This window comes from Stenotrophomonas sp. YJH_SMC_37 (assembly GCF_059370035.1).
Genome location: NZ_JCAFTG010000004.1, coordinates 55205 through 75866, shown reverse-complemented (window position 1 = coordinate 75866; position 20662 = coordinate 55205). Strand labels below are relative to the sequence as shown.

The 20662-nt window shown below is 66.5% G+C and carries 14 protein-coding genes; 10 read left to right on the top strand and 4 right to left on the bottom strand.

Annotated elements, in window-relative coordinates:
* Positions 1 to 163: 163 nt before the first annotated feature.
* From AC5P8J_RS07230 to grxC, 3 genes are all read right to left on the bottom strand, one after another.
* Positions 164 to 1168: an isocitrate dehydrogenase gene (locus AC5P8J_RS07230; RefSeq protein WP_012479261.1), complete on the bottom strand. Its 1005-nt coding sequence runs from the start codon at positions 1166 to 1168 to the stop codon at positions 164 to 166.
* A 324-nt stretch (positions 1169 to 1492) separates the two neighbouring features.
* Positions 1493 to 1885, bottom strand: a complete 393-nt coding sequence (locus AC5P8J_RS07225; RefSeq protein WP_005408260.1) for a carboxymuconolactone decarboxylase family protein — start codon at positions 1883 to 1885, stop codon at positions 1493 to 1495.
* A complete protein-coding gene (grxC, locus tag AC5P8J_RS07220) occupies positions 1882 to 2172 on the bottom strand; it encodes a glutaredoxin 3 (protein ID WP_019659535.1) in 291 nt (96 codons plus the stop codon). The genes AC5P8J_RS07225 and grxC overlap by 4 nt, the downstream gene beginning before the upstream one ends.
* A gap of 142 nt (positions 2173 to 2314) precedes the next feature.
* Here grxC and AC5P8J_RS07215 point away from each other — a divergent pair, with 142 nt between their 5' ends.
* The 10 genes from AC5P8J_RS07215 (at position 2315) to lpxH (ending at position 19156) form a co-directional block, all read left to right on the top strand.
* Positions 2315 to 3967, top strand: coding sequence for a M48 family metalloprotease (locus tag AC5P8J_RS07215; RefSeq protein WP_495216737.1), 1653 nt, complete (start codon positions 2315 to 2317; stop codon positions 3965 to 3967).
* Positions 3968 to 4084: 117 nt separating this feature from the next.
* The gene (gene phoB, locus AC5P8J_RS07210) at positions 4085 to 4774 is read left to right on the top strand and encodes a phosphate regulon transcriptional regulator PhoB (RefSeq protein WP_005408258.1); all 690 of its coding nucleotides are present in this window, start codon (positions 4085 to 4087) and stop codon (positions 4772 to 4774) included.
* Positions 4775 to 4880: 106 nt separating this feature from the next.
* Positions 4881 to 6212 (top strand): phosphate regulon sensor histidine kinase PhoR, encoded by a 1332-nt coding sequence (gene phoR, locus AC5P8J_RS07205; protein ID WP_019659537.1) that lies wholly within the window; start codon positions 4881 to 4883, stop codon positions 6210 to 6212.
* A 4-nt stretch (positions 6213 to 6216) separates the two neighbouring features.
* On the top strand, positions 6217 to 8304 hold the full coding sequence (gene ppk1 / locus AC5P8J_RS07200) for a polyphosphate kinase 1 (protein ID WP_019659538.1): 2088 nt from the start codon (positions 6217 to 6219) through the stop codon (positions 8302 to 8304).
* Between the two features lie 170 nt (positions 8305 to 8474).
* Complete coding sequence (gene ppx / locus AC5P8J_RS07195) at positions 8475 to 10001, top strand: exopolyphosphatase (protein WP_019659539.1); 1527 nt, start codon at positions 8475 to 8477, stop codon at positions 9999 to 10001.
* A 303-nt stretch (positions 10002 to 10304) separates the two neighbouring features.
* The gene (locus tag AC5P8J_RS07190; protein ID WP_495216735.1) at positions 10305 to 13274 is read left to right on the top strand and encodes a TonB-dependent receptor domain-containing protein; all 2970 of its coding nucleotides are present in this window, start codon (positions 10305 to 10307) and stop codon (positions 13272 to 13274) included.
* A 336-nt stretch (positions 13275 to 13610) separates the two neighbouring features.
* Positions 13611 to 16535 carry a TonB-dependent receptor domain-containing protein gene (locus AC5P8J_RS07185; RefSeq protein WP_134730185.1) on the top strand — a complete coding sequence of 975 codons (2925 nt, stop codon included), beginning with the start codon at positions 13611 to 13613 and terminating at the stop codon, positions 16533 to 16535.
* A gap of 143 nt (positions 16536 to 16678) precedes the next feature.
* The gene (locus AC5P8J_RS07180) at positions 16679 to 17824 is read left to right on the top strand and encodes a glycosyltransferase family 4 protein (protein ID WP_171952411.1); all 1146 of its coding nucleotides are present in this window, start codon (positions 16679 to 16681) and stop codon (positions 17822 to 17824) included.
* Complete coding sequence (locus AC5P8J_RS07175) at positions 17805 to 18344, top strand: phosphatase PAP2 family protein (protein ID WP_010483928.1); 540 nt, start codon at positions 17805 to 17807, stop codon at positions 18342 to 18344. Before AC5P8J_RS07180 ends, AC5P8J_RS07175 begins: the two co-directional genes overlap by 20 nt.
* Before the next feature lie 65 nt (positions 18345 to 18409).
* Entirely contained in the window at positions 18410 to 19156 is a 747-nt protein-coding gene (gene lpxH / locus AC5P8J_RS07170; protein ID WP_019659544.1) for a UDP-2,3-diacylglucosamine diphosphatase, read from the top strand.
* 87 nt (positions 19157 to 19243) lie between these two features.
* Here lpxH and AC5P8J_RS07165 read toward each other — a convergent pair whose 3' ends face one another.
* Entirely contained in the window at positions 19244 to 20497 is a 1254-nt protein-coding gene (locus AC5P8J_RS07165) for a M12 family metallo-peptidase (protein ID WP_019659545.1), read from the bottom strand.
* Between the last annotated feature and the right edge of the window lie 165 nt (positions 20498 to 20662).

Genomic DNA, 20662 nt, shown 5'->3' with positions numbered 1-20662 from the left:
GCGGAGCGATTGGCGCACGAACCAGCCGTGCGGGGGCACATGACCTGTGCGAAAACCGCACAACCGATCATTCCGTCATCCACGCATGGCGTGGATCTACCGGAAAACGCAACGGGGCGCCCGAAGGCGCCCCGCTGGGATCCAACCGAGGCCGACCGGCCGCTTACAGGCGGCTGGCGATGGCCTTGGCGAAGCTCATGGTGGTGCCGGTGCCGCCCAGGTCGCCGGTCAGCGAATCCTTGGCTTCCATGGTCGCCACGATGGCCTTGCGCAGGCGTTCGGCGTTTTCCGGCTGGCCAATGTGGTCCAGCATCTGCGCGGCTGCCAGCAGCAGCGCGCACGGATTGGCCTTGCCCTGGCCGGCGATGTCCGGCGCGGTGCCGTGCACGGCTTCGAAGATCGCCGCGTCCTTGCCGATGTTGGCACCCGGGGCCAGGCCCAGGCCGCCGACCAGGCCGGCGCACAGGTCGGAGATGATGTCGCCGAACAGGTTGGTGGTGACGATCACGTCGAACTGTTCCGGACGCATCACCAGCTGCATGCAGCAGTTGTCGACGATCATTTCCTGGAATTCGATGTCCGGGTACTGCGCGGCCACTTCACGGGCGACGTTCAGGAACAGGCCCGAGGTCGACTTGATGATGTTGGCCTTGTGCACGGCGGTGACCTTCTTGCGGCCGGTGCTCTTGGCCAGCTCGAAGGCGTAGCGCACGATGCGCTCGGAGCCCTTGCGGGTGATGCGGGTGCCGGAGAACGCGGTCTCGCCGTCGGCAGACACTTCCTGGCCTTCGGCCAGGTAGGCACCTTCGGTGTTCTCACGAACGGTGATCAGGTCGACGTTGTCGAAACGCGACTTGGTGTTCGGGAAGGTGTGGGCCGGACGCACGTTGGCGTACAGATCGAAATGGCGGCGCAGGCTGACGTTGATCGAGGTGAAGCCACCACCGACCGGGGTGGTCAGCGGGCTCTTCAGCGCGACCTTGTTGCGCGCGATCGATTCCAGGGTCACCGCCGGCATCAGGTCGCCGTGCTTTTCCAGGGCCACCAGGCCGGCGTCGGCGTCTTCGTACTCCAGGCCAGTCTTGAGCTGGTCGAGCACGAACAGGGTGGCGTCCATGATTTCCGGGCCAATGCCGTCGCCGCGGATGACCGTAATTTTCTGCGTCATTGATCGATGTTCCGAACAGGGGGAAAAACGCCGTCCGGACGTGCCCGGAAACGCCGGCGCAAAGGAAGTTTCACCGGCAATTATGCCTGAGCCGGGGCCGAGGTCCCAAATAGACCATGGTCCCAGTCCCCGGCTCAGGCAGAATTGCCCGCGCATCCCGCCTTAACCCTGCGCCTGTCGGCGCGCCCCCTTGAACAACAAGGGGGCTCCTGGGCTGTTGGATTGCGGGGAAGGCCCCCTTGCAGGTCCGGTAGTGCCGGCCGCTGGCCGGTAACCCCGGCCATGCCGGATTCAGGCGATGCCGGCCCGCGGCCAGCACGCCCCTCAGTGCTCGTGCGCGGCTGGCGCGGCGGCGCCGCCTTCGAGCTGGTCGAGGAAGTCGACCGCGCGGCGCAGGTGCGGGATCACGATGGAACCGCCGACCACCAGGCCGACCGAGAAGGTCTCGAAGAACTCTTCGCGGGTCACCCCGGCGTCCTTGCACTGGGCCACGTGATAGCTGATGCAGTCGTCGCAGCGCAGCACCATCGAAGCCACCAGGCCCAGCAGTTCCTTGGTCTTCACGTCCAGCGCGCCGGCCTGGTAGGTCTGCGTGTCCAGCGCGAAGAAGCGCCGCACCACCTGGTTCGGTTCGCCCAGGATGCGTTCGTTCATGCGCTTGCGGAAGTCGGTGAACTCGGCGATGCGGTCCTTGCTGCCGTCGTCGGCCGCGCTCATGCCTGACCCTGCCCGGCCAGCAGCGGCTCGAGCTTGCCTTCACGGTGCAGGGCCATCATGTCGTCGTAGCCGCCGACATGGACGTCGCCGACGAAGATCTGCGGCACGCTGGTACGGCGGGTCTTGGCCACCATCTTCTCCCGCTCGGCCGGGTCCAGGTCGATGCGGACCTCGGTCCACTGCTGGCCCTTGCTCTTCAGGAAGTTCTTGGCGGCCACGCAGTACGGGCAGACGGCGGTGGAATAGATGGTGATGGCGGGGGCACCGCCGGCGGTCTGGGCTGTCACGGGAAACTCCACGATGGATCGACGGTTTACATATGGTACCGGTGCGCTGGAATTTCCACGCCACGGCCGCAACACTGTGGATTAACGAATGGTTGCCCCCTGCCCTGCCACGCTTGGCGCGCCCCGCCCGAGGACCCCCTGCTTGCGAGCCCTGCTGCTGACTACCGCCGTCACCCTGGCCCTGGCCGTGCCGCTGGCCCAGGCCCAGGCCCAGGAGAAGCTGCCCGACATCGGCTCCTCGGCCGGTGAGCTGCTGACCCCGGCCCGCCAGGCCGAGTACGGCGCGATGATGCTGCGCGAGCTGCGCAACTATGGCTACCTGCTGGACGACCCGCTGGTGAACGACTGGCTGCAGACCATGGGTACCCGGCTCGGCTCCAACAGTGACCAGCCACGGCAGCCCTATACCTTCTTCGTGATGAACGACCGGCAGATCAACGCCTTCGCCACCCTCGGCGGCTACATCGGGGTCAATGCCGGCCTGGTGCTGACCGCCGAGCGCGAGGACGAGGTGGCCGCGGTGCTGTCCCACGAAATCGCCCACGTTACCCAGCAGCACGTGCTGCGCGGGGTAGAGCGCGCCCAGCGCGACCAGATCCCGATCCTGCTGGGCATGCTGGCGGCGGTGGTGGCCGCGCAGGCCAGCAACAGCACGTCCTCCGGCAACGCGACCATGGCCGCGATCAGTTCCGGCATGGGCCTGATGCAGCAGCGGCAGATCAACTACACCCGTTCCAACGAGTCCGAGGCCGACCGCCTCGGCATCCGCACGCTGTCGCGCAGCGGCTACGACGTGGATGCCATGGCCGGCTTCTTCGAACGGATGGCATCGGCGATGCGCGGCAACGAAGGCGGCTACAGCGTGCCCGAGTTCCTGCGCACCCACCCGGTCAACATCACCCGCATCAGCGAGGCCAAGGCCCGCGCCGAGCAGATGAAGAAGGACACGGTGCTGCTGACCACCACCACCCCCGGCGGCGAGCGCAGGGAGCGCGTGGACCCGGCCGACCCCAGCCTGGCCGAGCCCCTGCTGCGCGGAAACAACCCGCTGCTGCCCAGCAACGTGCTGCGCATCCCGATGGGCCAGCTCAGCCGCGGCGCCAGTGGCGACTTCGACTGGGCGCGCGAGCGCCTGCGCGTGCTCAGCGCGGACTCCGCGCCCGAGCTGGAACGCGAGTATGCCGACCTGGCCAAGCGCCAGGAGGACGGCCTCAACGATGCCCAGCGCTATGGCCAGGCGCTGGCTGTGATGCGCGGCGGTCGCGCCGGCGCCACCCAGGCCCGGCAGACCCTGGCCGGCCTGCTGCAGGCCCGGCCGGACAACCTGTGGCTGGCGCTGGCGCTGGGGGAAGCGGAGTCACGGGCCGGCCAGGCCGCCCAGGCCAACAGCCGCTTCGAGCAGTTGCTGCGCCAGCACCCCAACAGCCGCCCGGTGGCACTGACCTATGCCGAGATCCTGAACGAACAGGGTACCCGCGAGGCCGGCCAGCGCGCGCAGGCCATGCTGCGGCCCCTGCTGTCGCAAAGCGGTAACGATCCGGTCTTCCAGCAGCGATATGCCCGCGCCAGCGAGCTGGCCGGCGACAGCGTGCGTGCCAGCGAGGCCTATGCCGAGGCGGCCTTCCTCAGCGGACGGCCGGAGCAGGCGCTGCTGCAGTTGCAGGCGCTCAAGCGCAACCCGGCACTGGATTACATCGGCCGTGCGCGGGTTGACGCGCGCATCGAATCGATCACCCCGACCGTGCTGGAGCTGCGCCGCCAGGGTGTGCAGGACCCGGACCTGGACCGGCGCTGAGCGCTGCATGACCGGCCGATGGCAGTCCCAGCCGGTTCCAGGCCGGGTAGTCACAAACATGTCATCAAACCGTAGTCTACTGGCACCACTCCAGTAACCGAGCCCTACGGTGTCCTCGTGCAGAAACGCATCCTGATCGTCGATGACGAGCCCGCGATCCGTGAAATGGTCGCCTTCGCCCTTCGCAAGGGCGATTACGAACCGGTCCACGCCGGCGATGCCCGGGAGGCCCAGACTGCGATCGCCGACCGCGTCCCCGACCTGATCCTGCTGGACTGGATGCTGCCCGGTACGAGTGGCCTGGACCTGGCCCGTCGCTGGCGCAAGGAAACGCTGACCCGCGAAGTGCCGATCATCATGCTGACCGCGCGCGGTGAAGAGAACGACCGCGTTGGCGGCCTTGAAGCCGGCGTCGACGACTATGTGGTCAAGCCGTTCTCGGCGCGCGAACTGCTGGCCCGCATCCGCGCGGTGATGCGCCGCGCCCGCGAGGACGACGAGGACGGCAGCGTGGCGGTCGGCCCGATCCGCATCGATGGCGCGGCGCATCGCGTATTCGCCAATGACCAGCCGGTGCCGATCGGCCCGACCGAATACCGCCTGCTGCACTTCTTCATGACCCACCCGGAGCGCGTCTATACCCGCGCCCAGCTGCTGGACCATGTGTGGGGCGGCAGCGTGTACGTGGAGGAGCGCACCATCGACGTGCACATCCGCCGCCTGCGCAAGACGCTGGAACCGTTCAACGCCGAGAACATGGTGCAGACCGTGCGCGGCGCCGGCTACCGTTTCTCCACTGCCACCTGAGTCTCGTCGTGCCGGGGCCAAGCACCTGCGGGTGCCGGCGCCGGCAACTCTGCTATAACCCTCGGTTCACCCCATTGAACCGCCGCACCTCAACGACGAGATCGCAATGCCCCGCCACATCCGCTCTGCCTGGTTGAAGACCCTGGCCACCGTTGCCGCGGTGCTGCTGTTCGCCGGACTGGTGGGGTGGCTCTCGGGGCATCTGTGGCTGTGCATCGCACTGGGCGCGCTGGCCACCCTGGCCTGGCACTACTGGCGGCTGCGCAGCGTGCTGCGGCGGCTGACCGCGCGCCAGCGCTGGGACACCGCCGAGGAAGGCAGCGGCGTCTGGAACGAGCTGGACCGCCTGCTGTACCGCAACCAGGTGGAAATGCGCGTACGCAAGCGCCGCCTGCTGGACATGCTGCGCAGCTACCGCGCCGCTGCCGCCGCGCTTCCCGATGCGGTGGTGGTGCTGGACCGCAACAGCCAGCGCGTGCAGTGGTTCAACGAAGCGGCTACTGCCCTGCTCGGCCTGCACCATCCCGGCGACCTTGGCGAGGCCCTGGTCGAACGCCTGCAGCCAATGCCGCTGGCGCACTGGCTGGCCGGTGGCCGCAACGCCGAGCCGATCCTGGACGTGCCCTCGCCGGTCGACCCGGCGATCCGCCTGAATCTGCGCCTGATTCCCTATTCGTCGGATTACTGGCTGCTGATCGCGCGTGACGTCAGCAAGCTGCTTCGCCTGGAACAGGTGCGCCGCGACTTCGTGGCCAATGTTTCACACGAACTGCGCACGCCGCTCACCGTGGTCCACGGCTACCTGGACATGATGGACCCGGAGGATTTCCCGGGAACCGGACCGATGCTGGAGGAAATGCGCAAGCAGAGCCAGCGCATGGCCCAGCTGGTGGAAGACCTGCTGACGCTGTCGCGCCTGGAATCGCAGGAACACAGCGAGGAAGAGACCGTGGCCATGCAGCCGATGCTGGCAACCCTGCGCCGCGAGGCCGAAGCGCATAGCCAGGGCCGCCACCAGATCAGCATCGACGATCTGGCCGGCGTCGACCTGCAGGGCTCGACCAAGGAGCTTCACAGCGCCTTCTCCAACCTGGTCACCAACGCGGTGCGCTACACCCCGGCCGGTGGCCGCATCGCGGTGGAGTTCCGCCGCGAGGGCGACGGCGCCGTGCTGGCCGTGCGCGATTCCGGCTACGGCATTCCCGCCACGCACCTGCCGCGCCTGACCGAACGCTTCTACCGGGTTTCCAGCAGCCGCTCACGCGAGAGTGGCGGTACCGGACTGGGCCTGTCGATCGTCAAGCACATCCTCGGCCTGCACCACGCACGGCTGGAGATCGAAAGCGAAGTCGGCAAGGGCTCGGTGTTCTCCTGCCATTTCGATGCCGACCACGTGCGCCCGCGCGAGTCCGCCCCCCTGACCTCCATCGAAGAATGACGCCATGAGCAGCCTCGGATCCCTCCCCCTCCCCGTGAGCCCGGACAACGATCCGTTGCGCGACCCGGCGCTGTACATCAACCGTGAGCTGTCGCAGCTGGATTTCAACTTCCGCGTGCTGGCCCAGGCGATGGACCCGCAGGTGCCGCTGCTGGAGCGCCTGCGCTTCATGTGCATCTCCTGCACCAACCTCGACGAGTTCTTCGAGATCCGCGCCGCCGCCGTGCGCCACGCGCAGGAATTCGGCCTGCCGCCGGCACCGGACGGGATGAGCCCGCAGGCCATCCTCAGCGCCATTCATGACCGCGCCGCCGAACTGGTGGACCAGCAGTACCGCTGCTGGAACGAGACGCTCCGCCCGGCGCTGATGGACGCCGGCATCGGCGTGCTCGGCCGCCATTCCTGGACCGATCGACAGAGGCGCTGGCTGCGCGCCTATTTCCGCAACGAGATCATGCCGGTGCTGTCGCCGCTGGGCCTGGACCCGGTGCATCCGTTCCCGAAGATCCTCAACAAGTCGCTGAATATCGTGGTGGTGCTCAAAGGCACCGACGCGTTCGGCCGCGCCGGCCACCTGGCCATCGTGCGTGCGCCGCGCTCACTGCCGCGCATCATCCAGCTGCCGGAAAAGCTGGGCGGATCACAGAATTTCGTGTTCCTGTCGTCGGTGCTGTCCACCTTCGTCGATGAGCTGTTCCCGGGCATGGAAGTCCAGGGCGCCTACCAGTTCCGCGTTACCCGCAACTCCGAGCTGGTGGTGGATGAGGAGGAAGTGGAAAACCTGGCGCTGGCGCTGCGCGACGAGCTGGTGGACCGCGGCTACCGGCCGGCGGTGCGCCTGGAGATCGCCCACGACATGCCGCGTGAGATCGTGCGCACCCTGCTGCAGAATTTCGGCCTGACCGAGAACGCGGTCTACCGCATTGATGGCCCGGTCAACCTCAACCGCATCATCCAACTGTACGACCTGATCGCGCAGCCGGACCTGAAGTACCCGCCGATGACCCCGCGCACCCTGCGCGACAGCGACGGCATCTTCGAGACAGTGACACGCCAGGACCTGCTGCTGCACCATCCGTTCGATGCCTTCACCGCGGTGCTGGACCTGATCCGGCAGGCGGCGATCGATCCGAACGTGCTGGCGATCAAGCAGACCCTGTACCGCACCGGCAAGGATTCGCTGATCGTCGATGCACTGATCCAGGCCGCGCGCAACGGCAAGGACGTGACCGTGGTGGTTGAACTGCGCGCGCGCTTCGACGAGGAAGCCAACCTGGGCCTGGCCGATCGCCTGCAGGAGGCCGGCGTGCAGGTGGTGTACGGCGTGGTCGGCTACAAGACCCACGCCAAGATGCTGCTGATCGTGCGCCGCGAAGGCCGCAAACTGCGCCGCTATGTACACCTGGGCACCGGCAACTACCACAGCGGAACCGCCCGCGCGTACACCGACATCAGCCTGATCACGGCTGACCCGGACATCGGCAACGACGTGCACCTGCTGTTCCAGCAGCTGTCCGGCCTCGCCTCGAAGATGAAGCTCAAGCGCCTGCTGCAGTCGCCCTTCACTCTGCATACCGGCATCCTCGGCCGCATCGAGCGCGAGACGCGCATCGCCGCCGCCGGCCGCCCGGCGCGGATCATCGCCAAGATGAACGCGTTGAACGAACCGCAGGTGGTGCGCGCCCTGTACGCGGCCTCGCAGGCCGGCGTGCAGATCGACCTGATCATCCGCGGCGCCTGCACCCTGCGCCCGGGTGTGCCGGGCATCTCGGACAACATCCGCGTGCGCTCGATCGTCGGCCGCTTCCTGGAACACAGCCGCGTCTACTGGTTCGGCAACGACGGCGCTCCGGAAATGTACTGCGCCAGCGCCGACTGGCTGGAGCGCAACCTGCTGCGCCGGGTCGAGACCTGCTTCCCGATCCTCGACCCGGAGCTGGCCAAGCGGGTCTATCGCGAAGTGCTGCAGAACTACCTGGACGACAATCTCAACGCCTGGGAACTGGATGCCGACGGCATCTACCACAAGCGCGCGCCGGCGCACGACGAAGCGCCGCATTCCGCGCAGATGGCATTGATGCAGGGGCTGTAGTCCTGCCCCGGTGGATCCCGACCGCTGGTCGGGATTCGATCAGTGCCGACCAACGGTCGGCACCCACCCACAGCGGGATCTGACCCCTTGCCATCGTGCTGCACGCCTCCTTCCAAAATGTGAAGGCCGCGCGGTGACGAGCACACCGCCCCTTCGGCTAACATTCGTCCATGCCGCATACCACCACGACTCCGCCCGCATTGCAGGATGGCGACCTGCTGGCCGCCATCGACCTTGGCTCCAACAGTTTCCACATGGTCATCGCGCGCTACACGCTCGGTCAGCTGCGGGTGATCGACCGCCTGCGCGAGACGGTGCGCATGGCCGATGGCCTGGATGGCAAGGGTGGTCTCTCTTCCGCTGCACGCCAACGTGCCCTGGAATGCCTGGCCCGCTTCGGCCAGCGCATCCGCAATGTGCCGCCGCACCGGGTGCGTGCGCTGGCCACCAACACCGTGCGCCAGCTGCGCTCGCCGCAGTCGTTCCTGGTTCCCGCCGAAACCGCGCTCGGGCATGCCATCGAAGTGGTCAGCGGTCGCGAAGAAGCGCGCCTGATCTACCTGGGCGTGGCCCATGCGCAACCACCCAAGCCCGGCCAGCGCCGGCTGGTGATCGATATCGGCGGCGGCTCCACGGAATTCATCATCGGCATGGGCATGCAGACCCTGGAGCGCGAAAGCCTGCAGGCCGGCTGCATCGCCAGCACACGGCGTTTCTTCCCTGGCGGCAAGCTGAGCAAGAAGCGCTGGAAGGATGCGCTGGCCGAGATCGGCCGTGAGTTCCAGCCCTTCGCCAGCAAGTACCGTGCGCTGGGCTGGCAGGAAGCCCTGGGTTCTTCAGGCACGCACAAGGCGATCAGCGAGATCTGCGCGACGATGAAGCTGAGCAAGGGCGCGATCACCGCCGAGGCCCTGCCGCAGCTGCGCGATGAACTGCTGAAGGCGAAGAAGATCGACGACATCCAGCTGCCCGGGTTGTCCAGCGACCGCCGCCCGATCATCGCCGGCGGGATCCTGGTACTGGAAGCCGCGTTCCAGGCGCTGGGCCTGCAGAAGCTGCTGGTGAGCAAGGCCGCGATGCGCGAAGGCATCCTGTATGACATCGTCGGCCGCGCCGGCGAGAACGACCTGCGTGATGAATCGGTGGCCGCACTCAGCCAGCGCTACGGCATCGATACCGTGCAGGCCGAGCGGGTGCAGGAGACCGCGCTGTCGCTGCTGGAACAGGTGCAGGATCGCTGGAGGCTCGATGCCGACGATGCGCGCATGCTCGGCTGGGCCGCGCGCCTGCACGAGCTGGGCCTGATGATCGCGCACAGCGGCTACCACGTGCACGGCAGCTATGTGCTGGAGCACTCGGATATCGCCGGCTTCTCGCGCCAGGAGCAGCAGATGCTGGCCGCGCTGGTGCGCAGCCACCGCCGCAGCGTGACCAAGACCGCCTTCGACGCCCTGCCCGAGCGCCTGCTGCTGACCGCACGCCGGCTGGCCGCCCTGCTGCGCCTGGCGGTGCTGCTCAACCGTGCCCATGAGGACGATCCGCTGCCGGCACTGGAACTGACCGCCGACGACAACCGCCTGTCGCTGATCGTGCCGCAGGCCTTCATCGATGCCCGGCCGCTGCTGCGCGCGGACCTGATCGGCGAGACCGATGGCATCGCCGGGCTGGGCATCCAGTTCCGGCCGTTCGTGGCCTGAGCGCCGCGCCCCCACGAGGGGAGTAGGTCACACACCGTTACAGTTCGCGCACGTGCCCCGCATAGATCTGCTGCGATGCAGCAGATCATGTCGAGCAAGCGCATTCAGCGTGACCGCTAAGCGACTGCTTTTGTTGAGCTTTCGTGAAATATGATGAAGAAGGCTGGTACAAACCGACATATCCTCTTTACAGAGACTTAACCAACGAGACTACTATCGGGTCATCGGTCCGCTTTTCGGCGGCCGATTTCTTCGACGCCCTTTTTGGCGTCCCTGCACGACCTTAGAGAGAGAGAGCTCGTCATGACTTCACGTACTACCCCCCTGGGGCAGGCCATCCGCTACGCCCTGGCAACCACGGCGGCGCTGTCCGCCCTGCCTGCGTTCGCCCAGAGTGGCGGCACCGCCGCGCCGACCACCCTGGATCGCATCGAGATCACTGGCTCGCGCATCCGCCAGGTGGACGTGGAGACCGCTCAGCCGGTCCTGGCACTGAGCCGGCTGGACATCGAGCGCCAGGGCTTCAGCTCGGTGGCCGACATCCTGCAGAACGTCACCGCGATGGGCAGCCCGGCGATCAGCCGTGCCAACGCACTGAGCTCGGGCGAAAACACCGGCGGCACCTACATCGACATGCGCAACCTGGGCGCGCAGCGCACCCTGGTGCTGGTCAATGGCAAGCGTCTGGGCATCAGCACCTCCGGCTACCAGGACGTGTCCTCGCTGCCGGTGTCTGCGGTGGAGCGCATTGAAGTGCTGAAGGACGGCGCCTCGGCCATCTACGGTTCCGACGCGATGGCGGGCGTGATCAACATCATCACCCGCTCCAACGTCAACGGCGTGACCGCCAATGTCTACCACGGCCAGTACAGCGAAGGCGACGGTGCCCGTGACCGCTTCGATGTGGTCGGCGGCTGGAGCAACGATCGCGTGTCGCTGACCCTGGCACTGGAGCACTCCGAAGAAAAGAGCGTCTGGGCAAAGGACCGCTGGTTCAGCAAGTACGGCGTGAGCGACCGCCACCCGAACGACGCCTCCAACTGGACCACGCTGAGCCAGTGGGGCCAGGTTACCGGCCTGAAGGGCGGCCCGGGCTGCACCAACGCCACCCAGGGGTGTGGCTACTCGCTCAACCGCGGCGCTGACCCGACCAACCCGGCCAACTACCACCTGACCGACGCAACCCCGTTCACCGGCGACGTCAGCAACGCCAACGAACAGATGCACGTCATGTATCCGCTCAAGCGTGATTCGGTGTACTTCGACGGTCGCTTCAAGATCACCGACCAGGTCAACCTGCGCACCGAATTCGGCTACAACAAGCGTTCGGCCGAGCGCCAGATTGCAGGCTACCCGCTGCAGTCCAGCTCGGTGTCCATCTCCGGTGACCCGACCGCCACCGGCCTGATGTCCAAGGACAGCTACTTCAACCCGTTCGGCACCCAGCACGGCTATGCCAGGCCAACCGACGTGGCCTGGAACCGCCGCACCTGGGAAATCCCGCGCGTGAGCACCAGCGAACTGAAGACCTACCGTGCGGTAGTGTCGCTGGATGGCAGCTTCGAGATCGGCCAGCGCTACTTCGACTGGGACGTGGGCTACCAGTACAACCGCAACGAGCTGACCGCCACCGCCACCGGCAACCTGCACAAGAAGCGCGTGCGTGACGCCGTGGGCCCGTCGTTCCTGGATCCGGCCACCGGCAAGGTGATGTGTGGCCGTCCGGGCGCGGTGATCAGCGGCTGCACGCCGTGGAACCCGCTGGTGCCCTACGGCAGAAACGATCCGAACGGACTGACCGGCAATGAAGAGCTGATGGCCTGGCTGTTCCCGGCGGAGCACACCACCGGCCGGACCACCACCAAGAACGCGTTCGCCAATCTGTCCGGCAGCATCCTGACCCTGCCGGCCGGCGACCTGGGCTTCGCCTTCGGTGTGGAAAGCCGAAAGGAAGATGGCCGCTACACCCCCGACGCTCTCGCCCAGACCGGTGCCACCACCAACCTGGCCGCTGGCCCGACCGGTGGCAGCTACAACGTGAAGGAAGCCTACCTGGAACTCAACGTGCCGGTGCTGGCCGACCTGCCCGGCGCACGCGAGCTGAGCTTCAATGCCGCTACCCGCTATTCCAAGTACAACACCTTCGGCAACACGCTCAACAGCAAGTTCGGCTTCAAGTGGAAGCCGATCGACCAGCTGCTGGTCCGTGGTACCTGGGCCGAGGGCTTCCGCGCACCGACCATCAACGATCTGTACGGTGGTGGTTCGGAAACCTTCGCGCAGTTCAGCGACCCGTGCGACACCGTGTTCGGCTCGGCCAAAGGCAGTGCCGAAGTCCGCGCACGGTGCGCACGTGACATCGCCGATGCAGCCAACTTCCGCCAGCTGAAGCAGGGCAACACGCCGGTAACCACGGCGCAGGATGCCACCCCGACGCCGTTCGTGTCCGGCTCCAACCCGCTGCTGGTTCCGGAGACCTCGACCAGCAAAACGCTGGGCCTGGTGTGGAGCCCGACCTTCCTCAGCAACTTCAACGTGGCGCTGGACTGGTGGAAGATCCGCATCGACAACACCATCGTCGGTGACAGCCCGAACCAGATCCTGAAGGACTGCTATGAGCAGGGCATCGAATCGCGCTGCAGCCGCTTCACCCGCGACCCGTCCAACGGCATCGTCACCGGCCTGAAGTTCGGCAACCGCAACGCCGGCTTCGCCGAGACCGAAGGTTACGACCTGGATGTCAGCTACCGCGTCGACACCGGCTACGGCAAGCTGAGCGCAGGCTGGACCAGCACCTATGTGAGCAAGAACGTCTACCGCTCCACCAATGATGTCCGTGATGCGATCACGCCGATCAACGGCGTGGCCAACACCATCGGCACCGCCACCAGCCTTGCGTTCCGCGTGCGCTCGAACCTGGTGCTGGGCTGGGATGTGGGTGACTTCGGCGTCAGCTGGACGGCACGCTACTACTCCGGTGTGAAGGAGCGCTGCCTCAACGCCTCGCGGTATGCGGACGAATGCTCCGATCCGACCTTCCTGGCTCCGTGGCTGAAGTCGCCGACCGCTTACAACGAGCGCGGCGCGGTGACCTTCCACGACGTGCAGTTCCGCTACAACCTGCCGTGGGATGCAACCGTGTCGGTGGGCGCGAACAATGTGTTCGGCAAGGAAGCTCCGGTGATGTACAGCAAGCCGAACTCGTCGTTCTCCTACTACGGTGGCTACGACATCGGTCGTTTCATGTACATGAAGTACCAGCAGCGCTTCTGATCCACCCGCGTTGCTGACGCTTGTCGACCACGGCCCTTCGGGGCCGTGGTTCTTTCTGATTCTGCGCAGACTGTCGCTTTCCACATTGCCCGTGCTGCGTTCCATCAGGGACCCGGTCCGCTGCCTCGCCTCCGCCGTAACGCCGCAGGCCGGAGCAATCGATTGATCTGCTTCCGCTTTGTGCAGAAACGTCACACCTGTCTGCACGACTTTCGTCGCTTGCCCATACGTCTCCACGCCCGTCTTCACTAGGTTCGAACGTCCACCACCGCGGTGGCATTGACGCAGCCCCGCTTGGCTGTGTTCCGAAGACTTCGAAGACCGAGAGAGAGACCCATGACCATCCGTATTCCCGAACTGGGGTTGGCGATCCGTCGTGCACTGACGATGACGGCCACCACCGCACTGGCCGCCCCCGCATTCGCCCAGCATGCACCGGAAGCCACCACGCTGGACCGTATCGAGATCACCGGTTCGCGCATCCGCCAGGTCGACCTGGAAACCGCACAGCCGGTGCTGACCATCAGCCGCGCCGACATCGAGCGGCAGGGCTTCAATTCCGTCGCGGACATCCTGCAGAACCTGACCGCGACCGGCAGCCCCGCGCTCAGCCGCGCCAGCCCGCTCAGCAGTGGCGAAGCCTCCGGCGGCAGCTACGTGGACATGCGCGGGCTGGGGGCGCAGCGCACGCTGGTGCTGGTCAACGGCAAGCGCCTGGGCATGACCACTTCGGGTTACCAGGACATTTCCAGCATTCCCGCCGCTGCCGTGGAGCGCATGGAAGTGCTGAAGGACGGCGCTTCGGCCATCTACGGTTCCGACGCGATGGCCGGCGTGGTCAACATCATCACCCGGCGCAACGTCCAGGGCGTGGCGGCCAACGTCTACCACGGGCAGTTCAGCGAAGGTGACGGTGCGCGCACCCAGTACGACGTGGTTGCCGGCTGGTCGAACGACCGCGCCTCGATCAGCGTCGCCGCCGAGCATGTCGAAGAGAAGGGCGTATGGGCCAAGGACCGCGGCTTCAGCGCCTACAGCTACACCGATCGTCATCCGGACGATGGCTGGACCACGGTCGGCCAGTGGGGGCGCATCGTCGGCTTCAAGGGCCCGGGCTGCAGCAGCAGCCGTGGCTGCAGCTATTCCCTCGACCGCGGCAGCCAGCCGGGCGGGCCGGACAGTTTCCACCTCAGTGACAACACACCGTTCACCGGTGATGTCAGCAACAGCAACGAGCAGATGCACGTGCAGACACCGATCAAGCGCGATTCGCTCTTTGTCGACGCACGCATGGATATGAACGACCAGGTCCGCTTCAATACGCAGCTGGCCTACAACCGGCGTACCACCACGCGCCAGGTCGCCGGCTATCCGTTCCAGTCCGCTGCGGCCGGCATCACGCCGATGTCCGCCGACAGCTGGTTCAACCCGTTCGGCAGCCACCACGGCTATGAACACCCAAGCGACGTGCACTGGAACCGCCGCACCTGGGAGATTCCGCGGGTCAGCATCAGCGAACTGACCACCTGGCAGGGTGTGGCCGCGTTTGAAGGCAGCTTCCAGTTCGTCGGTCGCGAGTTCGATTGGGAAGCCGGCTACCAGTACAACCGCAGCGAACTGGAGCAGCGTGCCACCGGCAACCTGCACAAGCAGCGCGTCGCCGATTCCACCGGCCCTTCGTTCTACAACCCGGCCACCGGCAAGGTGGAATGCGGTACACCGGAGGCACCGATTGCCGGCTGCAAGCCCTGGAATCCGCTGGTGCCGTATGGCCAGGATGACCCTTACGGCCTGACCGGCAACAGCGAACTGCAGGACTGGCTGTTCCCCGAGGAAATCACCCGTGGCAGAAACACCACCCGCAACCTGTTCGCCAGCCTCAGTGGAGGCCTTGCCACGCTGCCTGCGGGGGAACTGGGCTTCGCCCTGGGCGTGGAGAGCCGCCGCGAGGAGGGGCGCTTCATTCCCGACGCGCTGGCCCAGACCGGTGCCACCACCAACCTGGCGGCGGGCCCCACTGGAGGGGGTTACCGCGTCGACGAGGCCTACCTGGAGCTGAGCGTGCCGTTGCTGCACGACCTCCCCGGTGCACGCCAGCTGACCCTCGACGCGGCAACGCGCTACTCGGACTACACCACCTTCGGCGGAACCCTCAACAGCAAGTTCGGCGTGTCGTGGAAGCCGATCGACCAGCTGCTGGTCCGCGGCACCTGGGCGCAGGGCTTCCGTGCACCGACCATCGCGAATCTGTACGGTGGGGGTTCGCAGACCTTCACCACCGGCTTCCGTGACCCCTGCGATACGGTGTATGGCGCGGCCGCCAGCAGCCCGGAGGTGCGTGCACGCTGCGCCGCCGACATCGCCAATGCAGACAGCTACCGCCAGCTCGGCCAGGGCAATGAGCCGATCACCGGCAGCAGCGGGCAGACACCGCTGCCCTTCACCAACGGTTCCAATCCCGACCTGAAGCCGGAAACCTCTACCAGCCGCACCCTGGGCCTGGTGTGGAGCCCGACGTTTGCCGAAGGGCTGAACATCGCGCTGGACTGGTGGAAGATCCGCATCGACAACACCATTGTCGCCGACCACCCCAACGACATCCTCCGCGACTGCTACGAACTGGGCATCGCCGAGCGCTGCGGCAGCTTTACCCGCGACCCGGAGCTGGGCATCGTCAACACGCTCAGCTATGGCAGCCGCAACAGCGGTTTCCGCCAGGCCGAAGGCTATGACCTGGAGATCGGCCACAAGATCGAAACCTCCTGGGGCACGTTGAGCGCCGACTGGAAGACCACCTATGTGGTCGCTGCGGAGCAACGGACCACCAACGAGGCGGATGTACCGCCGATTCCCAGCAATGGCATCGCCACCGACGGTGGCATCGGCTTCCGCGTGCGCTCCAACGCATCGCTGGGCTGGGAACGCGGCAACCTCGGCCTGACCTGGGGCCTGCGCTACTTCTCTGCGGTCAAGGAGCGCTGCCTGGGCGTTGATGAGTATCCGAACGAGTGTTCGCACCCCGACCAGCGCGCACCATGGTTCAGCGGCAGCCGTGACTACAACCGTCGCGGATCGGTCACCTTCCACGACGTGCAGGCACGCTACAACCTGCCATGGGATGCGACCGTCTCGATCGGTGCCAACAATGTGTTCGGCCGCCAGGGTCCGGTCATGTACAGCCAGCCGAGCGCCAATTTCTCCTACTACGGTGGCTTCGACATTGGTCGTTTCATCTACATGAAATACCAGCAGCGCTTCTGATCCACCGCGCCTGCTGCAGCACCGCCACGGCCCTTCGGGGCCGTGGCTCCACGGCAACCGGACGGCCGTCATCCCGTGGTCGCAAAGCGGTCATATCCGCTACATCGCCAGGCCCGAGCATGCCGGAAACCCGGAGGCCCGCCATGCGCTATGCCATCGTCACCGAGACCTACCCGCCGGAAGTGAACGGCGTTGCCCTCACCGTGCAGGGCCTGGAGCAGGGACTGCGCAATTCCGGCCATGAAATCGACCTGATCCGGCCACGCCAGGCCAGCGAAGCACCGGACTCGGCGCTAGGTGCGCTGCTGGTTCCGGGCGCCGCACTGCCGCGCTACCCCGGCCTGCGCTTCGGCCTGCCTGCGCCGATCCGGCTCAACCGCCACTGGCAGCAGCAGCGTCCCGATGCGGTCTACATTGCCACGGAGGGCCCGCTGGGCTGGTCGGCGCTGCGCACCGCACGCCGCCTTGGCATTCCGGTCGCCAGTGGTTTCCACACCCGCTTCGACGAGTACCTGCCCGACTACGGCGTGGCCTGGCTGCAGGCCGCGGCGATGCGCTGGATGCGCCGGTTCCACAATCAGGCCGATGCAACCCTGGTGCCCACCCGCGAACTGCAGCAGTTCCTTGTTGAACAGGGCTTCGACCGCGTGCGCCTGCTGGCGCGCGCGGTCGACAGCCAGCAGTTCGATCCCGGCCGGCGCGACCCGGCGCTGCGCGAGGAATGGGGCGTGGACGGCAATGGCCTGGTCGCGATCTACGTCGGCCGCATCGCCGCGGAAAAGAACCTTGGCCTGGCGGTGAGAGCCTTCCGACGCCTGCAGCAGATCCGGCCCAAAGCCCGCTTCGTATGGGTGGGCGATGGCCCAGCCCGCGAAAAACTGGCACATGAAAACCCGGATTTCATCTTCTGCGGCATCCAGCGCGGCGATGCGCTGGCCCGGCATTTCGCCAGCGGCGATCTGTTCCTGTTCCCCAGCCGCAGCGAGACCTTTGGCAACGTGACCCTGGAAAGCATGGCCAGCGGCCTGGCCACCGTCGCTTTCGACTATGGCGCGGCTCGCGAATACCTGCGTGACGGCGAGAACGGCGCGGCCGTGGAAAACGATGAGCAGTTCATCGAGGCAGCCGTGCAGCTGGCCGCCGATGATGCACGGCGCCGCGAGTTGGGCAGCAGCGCCGCGCGTGCGATGAAGCGCCTGCATCCACAACAGGTGGTTGCCGAATTCGATGCGCTGCTGGCCGAGCTGGCCCAGTCGCGGAGGAGCGGCCATGCGCACTACGCCGCTTGAGCTGCTGGCCGGCCGCGAAGCACGGCTGTGCCGCCGGGCCAACCACTACTGCCGGCGTCGCCGTGTGCGCCGGCTGTTCTCGGTCATCAGCCGGCTCGGCGATGGCGTGTTCTGGTACGTGCTGATGGGCGCACTGGTGCTGCTGGACGGCTTCGACGGACTGCGTGCATCGGTGCACATGGCCGCCACCGGGCTGGCCGCACTGCTGCTCTACAAGGGCCTCAAGCGCTGGACCCGACGCCCTCGCCCGTATGCGGCCGATCTGCGCATCCGCGCCTGGGTGGCGCCGCTGGACGAGTTCAGCTTCCCTTCCGGGCACACCCTGCACGCGGTGTCGTTCACCATCGTCGCGCTGGCCTACTACCCGTGGCTGGCACCGCTGCTGGTTCCCTTCACCTTCGGCGTCGCGCTGTCGCGGGTGGTACTGGGCCTGCACTACCCGTCCGATGTACTGGCCGCCACCGGCATCGCCATCCTGTTGGCCTCGGCCAGCCTGGCCTGGCTGCCGCTGCCGGTGTGATGGCCGCTGCACCGGCCGCGCGTGGCCCGGCGCTACCGTCATCGTTGATGGCCTAGAATGCAGGCATGACCACGCTGTTCATTTCCGACCTGCATCTGGACCCCAGCCGTCCGGAGATCACCGACCTGTTCCTGCGCTTCCTGCGCGACCAGGCGCCCGGCGCCGATGCGCTGTACATCCTGGGCGACCTGTTCGAGGCCTGGATCGGCGACGACACGCCCTCACCCGCCGCCGATGCGGTGGCCGACGCACTGAAGGCACTCTTCGACAGCGGCGTGCCGGTGTACTTCATCCGCGGCAACCGCGATTTCCTGCTCGGCGAGGACTATGCCCGCCGCGCCGGCCTGCGCATCCTGCCCGACCCCTGCGTGATCGAACTGTACGGCCGCCCGGTGCTGCTGCAGCACGGCGACCTGTTGTGCACCGACGACATTCCCTACCAGCAGTTCCGCGCGCAGACGCGCGACCCGGCATTCCAGGCGCAGTTCCTGTCGCAGCCGCTGGCCGCGCGCATCGCCTTCGCGCAGAAGGCGCGTGATGCCAGCCAGGCACGCCAGGCGGAAATGAAGCAGGGTGACCGCGCACAGTTCGAGACCGTCACCGACGTGGCCCCGGCCGAAGTCGATGCCACCTTCGTGCGCCACGGCGTGGATACGATGATCCATGGCCACACCCATCGCCCGGCGGTGCACACGCTGCAGGCCGGTGGACGCACCTGCACCCGCATCGTACTGGGCGACTGGTACGAACAGGGATCGGTGCTGCGCGTGGATGCCGGCGGCTGGTCGCTGGATACGCTCGCGCGCGAATGATGGATCGCAGGGTGCCAACCAGGGTTGGCATCTACCCGGGCAGGTGCACGCACCCGGGCAGACACCGCCCCTGGCCGGCGCCTGGCCTCAGCGGAAGCCCGCGATGGTGGCCTTGGTATTAACCAGCACGCGCTGGTTGTCGGCGGTACTGGCGTTGCCCATCGGGATGCCGTTGTAGCTGATGTTCGGGTTGGACCAGTAGTTCAGGCGCGGGCAGCTGCGGGTGCAGTTGTAGGCCATGATCGTGCGCCAGCCGGTGCCGCTGGACGGCTCATAGCGATAACCATGGCCATAGGCGTACGGCGAGGTGCTCGGGTCGGTGGCGATATCATGCCGTGCACTCTGCAGGTGGCCGATCTCGTGCGCGAACGAGTAATAGCCTGTCGCGCAATCCCAGTACACCGCCGCGAAGGCGGTGGAAGCCGTCGAGCCTATGCCCGAGGCCAGGCCACAGTACGCACTGTTGTTGATCAGCAGCACGCCCACGTCCGCCGTGTAGGTGTTCCGGCTGGTGTGGATGCTGTCCATGTAGCCGTCGCTGGTGCCACGGAAGCGGGCCAGATCAGTATCGAAGCTGCCCGATTCGGTGTAGTTGGTGGTCTCGTAGCGGGCCAGCTGCATGGTGATGCCCACGTTGCTGTTGACATACCCCTGGTTGGACTCGGCCACGGCCAGCTGCACCAGCGACTGCATGTTGCCGCCATAGGCCGCCACGGCCGCATTGGTCGCCACCACCAGCACGCGGATGGTGGCCGGGGTGCCGGACGACGCCTGTGCGGTACCGATGCGATCGTTGGCGCCCATCGGGATTTTCGGCAGCTGGTTGTAGTCGGCCGGATGGTCGGCCGGCATCCGCGATTCGTCCACTTCCACCAGCACGTGGCGGTTGCCCAGCGGGCGCAGGCGATAGAGCTTGCCGTCCTTGCGGATCGACCCAGTGATGGTGTCGCCCGAGCGCACCAGGATCAGCGAATTGCCCGGATCGTCCTGGCCATTGGACGTGGCAGCGGTCAGCTTGTCCGAAGGGGAGCGGAACTGGCCGTACCAGATGCTGCCGCCATCGGGCAGCGCCTCCACCTTGCTGCGCACCGCCTGCACGCGCCGGCCGAGCAGTTCGAACTCGAGCTGCGGCTGCGCGGTGGCAGCTGCATCGACACGCACTTCCTGTACCGTCGCGGTGGACGGGGTGGCCAGCAGCTTGCCCAGCGCGGGCTCACTGTTTGCCGATGCACGGCTGATGACCGTCACTGGCTCGAACAACGGTGCCGCCTGCGCGGCCGCTGCCACCGACAAACCCAACACCAGGCCACCTGCCGCTTTGCCAATCGATCTGGACAACATTGCGTCGCTCCTTGAATGATGTGAACAGCGTTGATGCAGCACGCCCGGGTTTGCCGGGTCTGGCCATATGGCCTGCGTGGGCCGTGTGAATTCAATAGAAGACGGAGATGAAAATCAGGAACTGTGATCCACCGCATCTACGTTAATTAAGGTCAAAAGCGTCAC

Coding starts and splice junctions, on each gene's coding strand:
- AC5P8J_RS07230 (WP_012479261.1), bottom strand. CDS start 1,168: ATGACGCAGAAAATTACGGTCATCCGCGGCGACGGCATTGGCCCGGAA.
- AC5P8J_RS07225 (WP_005408260.1), bottom strand. CDS start 1,885: ATGAGCGCGGCCGACGACGGCAGCAAGGACCGCATCGCCGAGTTCACC.
- phoR (WP_019659537.1), top strand. CDS start 4,881: ATGCCCCGCCACATCCGCTCTGCCTGGTTGAAGACCCTGGCCACCGTT.
- ppk1 (WP_019659538.1), top strand. CDS start 6,217: ATGAGCAGCCTCGGATCCCTCCCCCTCCCCGTGAGCCCGGACAACGAT.
- ppx (WP_019659539.1), top strand. CDS start 8,475: ATGCCGCATACCACCACGACTCCGCCCGCATTGCAGGATGGCGACCTG.
- AC5P8J_RS07190 (WP_495216735.1), top strand. CDS start 10,305: ATGACTTCACGTACTACCCCCCTGGGGCAGGCCATCCGCTACGCCCTG.
- AC5P8J_RS07185 (WP_134730185.1), top strand. CDS start 13,611: ATGACCATCCGTATTCCCGAACTGGGGTTGGCGATCCGTCGTGCACTG.
- AC5P8J_RS07180 (WP_171952411.1), top strand. CDS start 16,679: ATGCGCTATGCCATCGTCACCGAGACCTACCCGCCGGAAGTGAACGGC.
- AC5P8J_RS07175 (WP_010483928.1), top strand. CDS start 17,805: ATGCGCACTACGCCGCTTGAGCTGCTGGCCGGCCGCGAAGCACGGCTG.
- lpxH (WP_019659544.1), top strand. CDS start 18,410: ATGACCACGCTGTTCATTTCCGACCTGCATCTGGACCCCAGCCGTCCG.
- AC5P8J_RS07165 (WP_019659545.1), bottom strand. CDS start 20,497: ATGTTGTCCAGATCGATTGGCAAAGCGGCAGGTGGCCTGGTGTTGGGT.